The organism is Mesorhizobium sp. WSM4836 (assembly GCF_055811815.1).
Window position 1 is genome coordinate 26,321 of sequence record NZ_JBVVQF010000042.1, and the last position, 6,338, is coordinate 32,658.

A 6,338-nucleotide genomic window follows, 5' to 3' on the forward strand; every position below is an offset into this window, starting at 1 on the left:
GCCTTAATGTGGCGCAGCTGTAAGCGAGGAACAATGTCCATGGCGGAAAGGCCGGTGAGACGCGAAGCCCAGTCATTTGCCTGCCACCTTCTCAATATGGGCCGCACCAAATACGGCGACTGCATCGTCGTCGAGTGCGGCGGAATGTTGATCCTGATCGATGGCGGACACCCGGGCGACTGGAAGGACAACGAATACCGGCCGTCGATTCCGACCCAGCTCGCACAGATTGTAGGCAGTCAGGCGCCCTACCATTTCGATCTGCTGGTGGTGACACACTGTCATCAGGATCATATCGGCTGTCTGCCGAAGCTAATCGCCGAGGACATCGTCACGTGCGATCGTGCACTGGTCGCGGACGAAAAGCTCGGCTTTGGGATCGACGACCAGGGCGGCAGCGACGCCCGCGTGACCGCTGCGCCGGAACGGATCAGACGGCTCGTCGCCGCGCTGAGCGAAGAAGACCATTCGAATCTTCGCGGGCCTGCACTCGAGGAGTTCCTGTCAGATTCGGCGTTACTGCAGGACGGCTACGACGCCATGCTGGTCAAGCTTGCTGGGAATGCCGACATTACCCGCTATCGCGGCCTCAATGGCTTGGATCCACTCGTCAATGCGATGAGCCCTTCCGGCATGCAGATCCTAGGGCCAACAACAGACCAGCTGGTGCATTGCGCCGAGACGATTCAGCGCGTATCCGGCGATGCGGTCGATCTGCTGGCCGATTTTGCCGACGCCAACGAGAGCACGGCCGAGACCTATCTCCGTTTGATGGCGAGCGAGAGCGATGCTGCCGACGAGGTCTCGCACGAGATCGGGTGGGCCAAGAACTGCCAGAGCATCATCTTGACGTTCGGATCGGAGGATACGCGCATCCTGCTGCCTGGCGACATGCAGTTCGCCGAACCTGGAATTGCCGAGATCGACAGCTTCGTGCACGAGCTCCGCGGCAGCGTGAAGCGCGCCGGACCTTTCGTTTTCGCGAAGCTACCGCATCACACCAGCCACAACGGCATCAACCAGGACATTCTCACGGAATGGCAGTGGCCGGCCCTGCTTGGGCATTCGGGCGGTTTCAACGATCCGAAGCATCCGGATGCGAGCACGCTTGAGCTGTTGAAACGCCTCGCGCGGCAGCGTGACTTCCAGTATGGGCGCACGGACCGCAATGGCCTGGTCACCATATATCCTGCACAGAACAAGATGGAGGGCCAGGGCCGATTAAACGACTTCACGCCCAACGTCGCAAGTGATGAGGCCGGCGAGCTGGCCGTCGCCGAGCAGGCCTTGGCGGCCGGCCCAAGTGTTGCGACTACATCGTCGTCAGAGCAGTTCATCGACATCACATTCGCCCGCATCCCCTATGCGGACGGCCGCGTATCCATCGACGGCCGTGCGATCGAGATCTCACGACCGCGGCATGATCAGCCGGCAAGACAAAAGGCACTCGGGCAAGCGGGGGGCGACACGCCGAAGCTCGAGCCCGCGCAACCGCCAAGTCACGACAACGCGCTCGCAGCGGGCCGAGCGTTGCCGCGGTTGCTGTTCGTGACCGATGCGGAGAAGTTGAGGCAGAACGTTGGTGAGGACGCGGATCGCGCAATCCGGATTGTGGAACGCGCCGGCCATCGTGTCGTCAACTACTCCGGCGCAGCGCTAATCACGAAAACGCGATTGGCAATGCTTGAAAGCAAGCCGAAAGGCGTGATTATTCTCGGCGGCTACGATGTGGTGCCCTCGCAGCGGATCGACGCTCTCGGACCGGATTTGCGCGCGCGCATTCCCGCCAATTTAATTGCACGCGACAAGGATGGCTTTATCGTCTGGTCCGACGATGTCTATGGCGATATCGAGCCGGACGGCGTGCCTGAGCTGCCGGTAAGCCGCATTCCTGACGCGCGCTTGGGCTCATTCTTCCTGTCACAGCTAACGCAAAGCGGCATCGGACAGGCTGGACGGTACGGGCTTCGTAACAGTGCGCGACCGTTTGCCGATGCCGTCTATACAAACATCCCCGGCAACGAAGCCGTCCAAATCTCCTCCCCCCAACAACCGTCGGCCCAGCAGCGCCAGCTCGCGGCTCGCGAATACGCCTATTTCATGCTGCACGGCGACTATCGCAACAGCACGGTCTTCTGGGGCGAAGACGATGGCGGCAACCTCGCGGCGATCGATATATCCTCACTTCCGGTGTCGGGCATCGGCGTCACCTTCGCCGGCTGTTGCTGGGGTGCGCTGACTGTGTCGGACCCCGCCCTCTTGTCCAACGGGCAACCAACCCCGCGAATGGTCGAACGGTCCATGGCGCTGTCGATCCTGAAAGCGGGCGCGCGTGCGTTCGTCGGCGCGACAGGAGTGCATTATTCACCGGGCGCGGGTGGTGGCTTTTTTGGCGGTCCATTGCACGCCGCGTTCTGGGACGAGATTCGCAGGGGGATTTCACCCGCTGAGGCATTGTTTAATGCGCGGCATACCTATCTATTGGATATCCCGCACGGACGAACCGCGCTGTGGGATCTTGCGGTTGAACGCAAGCTTTACAAGCAGTTCACATGTCTTGGCTTGGGGTGGTAATCTCAGGCCTGGCAAGGAGGCTCCGATGACAAACAAACTGAAATTGACCGCCGCCGAGATCGCCGAGAAGAAAATGCCGGGCTGGAAAGCCGTCGCGCCGGCCGGTCTGGCCAAACCATTCGGCGCCAAGCATGGCCGTGCGATGGCGGACGAGGGAGCCGCGGGCATGGCCACTGCCAAGGTTGACGCCGTGATGCCGACGACCCGGCAGCTCCGTAGCAAGTTCCTCGGCGAAGACAACGCCGCAGACGAGACCGCGACGGCCGAGCCGCTGGAGCCGGACGTGGAGCTCGTTGACCTAAAGTCGGGCGATCTTGAGCGCACCGTAGCAGTCAATCGCAAGACCCAGGAGATTGACTGGTCGCAAGGCTAGGGCGCTGCTTTCAGCGCACAACAGTGCCGGCAATTGAGCTTCAGGACGGCCGAAGGCCCGCGACTATGGGCGCGTTGGATCGGACCTGCAATCCCCCGTGCTGCAGCGGCGTGAACGGGTTACAAGCGAGCTCCGCGATATCGGCTTTTGACCCAATAATCCGTTTGCCTGCTCTGCCGAATAGAAGATCGCCCCCGACTCGGCCATAGCCTCAAATACTCGGAGGCGCTCGGCAGTACCATTGATCTCATCGAATGATCGGCAGGTTTCAAGCGTATGCCGAAGCGTCATTGAAGCTCCTGGGGCGGCATCGCCGCTCGTCGGTCCTCAATGAATTGATGGATTTGCGCGCGAGGAACTTTTCTGGCTACCGCATCGGATAACCACACCCAATTCATTGTCCTGATCCGCGTATCGCAAAGATCGGAGAAAACGCAATCCGAGGTTCCAACCTTGGGGTTCGAGAAGCCCTGAGACGGAGTTTCGCCCTTGGCCTGCGCCAAGAACAGCATGGCAAACAGGTTTGCGAAGTTTGCCTGCGCAAATTCAAAAGGAGCATCCAAGAGGTCGACCCGGCCGCAGGTCGACGCGATATCACATTTTCCTACTATAGATCGAACGTAGTCACTCTGCTTCTGGCTCTCGATCTTACGCACAAGGGTGTCCAACGAGCGCTGAACAAGTTCCACCCGGACTGCCTTCCGCGCCTTACCGAACTCGGACAAAAAGCAGTCGGATGACTTCCCGCAATGCGCGGCAATCTGCTTCAAGCTTAGCCTTAGCCGACTCTCAGACTGAGATCGTCCTTGGCCGTTTAATTTGGCCAAAGCGCGCAAACTCTTCGCATAGGACGCTTCATAGCGAGACAACCTCAAATCTGAACACGTAACCCGCTGCAAGTCCGACTGAGGATGATCGCAATCGAAAGAGGGTATGGCGAGTGTAGGATCGTACGTGGGTGGCCCAAGCAGACCCCATAGAACCGCTGCTCGCCAATCGACGTAGATCATTTCCTCGGCATTGTCGGCGCCGGCTTTCAGAAAGCTTTCGGTTGCGCCAAAATCTGTGCCCCGATTCAATGTGCCGGCGCTAAGGAGGTTGTTGCATTCCGGACTTACCAATCCGGACCCTATGCGGCAGGTGTGGAACCCGAGATTGGCGTTGCCGATCATCAGATGAATTCTTGCCGACAGGAAAATCACGGATGCGCAAGCCGACAAGCATTGCCCTCGATCGCCGACTACGGCTGTCACTTCGTATTTGTCCATGAGCGCGACGATCTTCAGCGCTTCGTTGACGCTCCCGCCCGGACTGTCCAGATAAACCCGCACATTTCCAAACTGATCCCGCTCCGCCAATGGCAGAACTTCCGCCAGCTTTGCCGAGTCCCCGTCTTCGATCACTCCGCTGGCAGCAATTGCGACAATGTCGGGAAACACATGGCCATCAGCCTCGACCCCCAGTTCTCTCCTCAGGGTAAAGTCCATTGCGATTGCGGACGAGACAGGGACATTCACGCATACGGTCAATAAGAACGCCAGGAAACGCAAGCCTGTCACGTTCATTCGACAAACGCTCCGGGTATTTGGAGGACTACGCAAATTCTCGCTAATTCTGTTTGCATAAGGTATCGAAATCCGCAATCTCGCTTTGTCGAGTCCATGTTGATGAATATCTGTCGTGAGTCATTGGGAATGAATTTGCCCCTTCGCTTTATCTTGATCGCCGCTCTTGCGAGCCCCTTGACGGCAGGCGCTGCCAACGCGACTCAGAAGGATATTCTCGTGCTCCCGGACAGGCTGAACTGCCTTGTCGCGAACTATGAAAAATATTTGCGGGCGAGCGAAGATCCGCTCGTCATCTTCCTTGATGCATGCCCCCGTGTTATCCCCACCGCGGAGGAGCTCCTCGGATCGGCCACGAACTCGGTGCCAAGCATAAAGAAGAAGGTGACGGGCCCATCATCGCCGGATAGCATCATCGCGCTCAGCAAGCTTGAATTGTCTTGCCTTGTGAAAAGCATCGGCAACGGGACGATTCTGCCCACGATGGAGAAGGGCGCAGGGGGAGAAGCCATTGTCCGGCTTCCAATCCCAGAATGTTGAATCCACGCGTGATAAGACCTATTTGAAACGGTAGGAGCGGAACCATCAGACCGAACCTGGCCGCTATCAAAGACATTCTTGAGACTGTCTCGTATCTTGTGGTCGCAGGCGGAGTGCCATTTTTCTTTTTACAGCAAGCGGATCAAGCCGCCGCAAAACGAGTGGAGAATACCCTGGAGTATATACGGCTGTACCAGGCCGACAGGGTGGCCGCTTCCCGTGAGCAACTGGTGTCGTCGTGGTTCCCTTACGCAGAGCAAGTTAGGCTCATAAACTTTGGTGGAATATCTTCGAAAGAGTTAGACCATCTCGTGACATTGATGGTCGATAGTTCCGTAAAAGAGAATAAGGAAAATAATCTCCGCAAGGCATTGCTTGTGATGAACGACTTCTTTAATCAGCTTAATATTTGCATCGAAAGCCAAGCCTGCGACAAGAAGTCTGCGGAGACATATTTTTCTGCAGAGGCCGACCAATTTCAGAAGCTATACGGTGGATGGTTTAGTAAAAACAGGGAAGATTTGAACCTCGCCGATTTTGGCAGTGGCCTGGAGGCAATCGCTCAGAGCAAAGTGACGGCGGCTACCTCTCCTTGACGAGTTTCTTAAGACGCGCCCTCATTTCTTCCACAGTTCCGCTGTCTTTTTTCTTCAATCCCGCGAGATACAGCTGCACGGCAATCGGGGCCATATTATCGACATTTGTTCTCTCGGGTGCATCGGGGAAAACCAGACATCTTGGAGCAAATTTGGAGGCGAGGTCGCCGAAGGCGTACTGGACTGCGAAACCTCGGATTAGGGCCTTTTTGTCCTCCAGAGTGTAATAGATCGCCCACGCATCGTAGACCCCCGCCATCAGGAACTCGATCGATTTGTCAGTGCTTAGAGCGGGGAAGTTTTGCTCCCAGGAAGTACGCTCATCAACAAGTCGCAATTGATTGTTGTCTCCCAATTTGGGAAACACCCTAGCAGCCACGCCTTTTGTCCCATGCTTCCCTTTTTCGGCGCATGGCGACTTCGCAAAGTCCATGTTGGGTTGTTGCGCTTCCTCGGCCGAGCTTGTGGTGACCCCGGCGAACACTACAAGCAATATGAACAAACCGGCTAACGACAATTTTCTCATTCTTTTTTCCTAAAAACCGCAACTTGCGCGTAGTGATCGGGTTTGACAACTGGTGGTCCAGGGTGACCTTGCCCCTCTGATCTAATACGGTTTGAAGTTCGTTCTGGCCCATCGAGAGGACCAGGACATGAAACGCAGCCGCTTCTCTGAAGAGCAGATCATCG

At 57.1% G+C, this 6,338-nt stretch carries 6 protein-coding genes; 4 read left to right on the forward strand and 2 right to left on the reverse strand.

Annotated elements, in window-relative coordinates; genetic code table 11:
- Window positions 1-39 precede the first annotated feature (39 nt).
- Window positions 40-2,574, forward strand: a complete 2,535-nt coding sequence (locus AC0L2P_RS30380; RefSeq protein ID WP_473506751.1) for an MBL fold metallo-hydrolase — start codon at window positions 40-42, stop codon at window positions 2,572-2,574.
- A gap of 25 nt (window positions 2,575-2,599) precedes the next feature.
- Window positions 2,600-2,947 (forward strand): hypothetical protein, encoded by a 348-nt coding sequence (locus tag AC0L2P_RS30385; protein WP_473506753.1) that lies wholly within the window; start codon window positions 2,600-2,602, stop codon window positions 2,945-2,947.
- A gap of 287 nt (window positions 2,948-3,234) precedes the next feature.
- Here the strand turns inward: AC0L2P_RS30385 and AC0L2P_RS30390 are convergent, their stop codons facing one another.
- Window positions 3,235-4,512, reverse strand: coding sequence for an ATP-dependent Clp protease proteolytic subunit (locus tag AC0L2P_RS30390; RefSeq protein ID WP_473506754.1), 1,278 nt, complete (start codon window positions 4,510-4,512; stop codon window positions 3,235-3,237).
- Between the two features lie 129 nt (window positions 4,513-4,641).
- On the opposite strand from AC0L2P_RS30390, the gene AC0L2P_RS30395 reads away from it, so the two are divergent.
- Together AC0L2P_RS30395 and AC0L2P_RS30400 are read left to right on the forward strand one after the other, a co-directional pair.
- The gene (locus AC0L2P_RS30395) at window positions 4,642-5,052 is read left to right on the forward strand and encodes a hypothetical protein (protein ID WP_473506756.1); all 411 of its coding nucleotides are present in this window, start codon (window positions 4,642-4,644) and stop codon (window positions 5,050-5,052) included.
- A 113-nt stretch (window positions 5,053-5,165) separates the two neighbouring features.
- On the forward strand, window positions 5,166-5,648 hold the full coding sequence (locus AC0L2P_RS30400; protein WP_473506757.1) for a hypothetical protein: 483 nt from the start codon (window positions 5,166-5,168) through the stop codon (window positions 5,646-5,648).
- Here AC0L2P_RS30400 and AC0L2P_RS30405 read toward each other — a convergent pair.
- On the reverse strand, window positions 5,635-6,174 hold the full coding sequence (locus tag AC0L2P_RS30405; RefSeq protein WP_473506759.1) for a hypothetical protein: 540 nt from the start codon (window positions 6,172-6,174) through the stop codon (window positions 5,635-5,637). The two genes, AC0L2P_RS30400 and AC0L2P_RS30405, sit on opposite strands and share 14 nt — an antisense overlap.
- Between the last annotated feature and the right edge of the window lie 164 nt (window positions 6,175-6,338).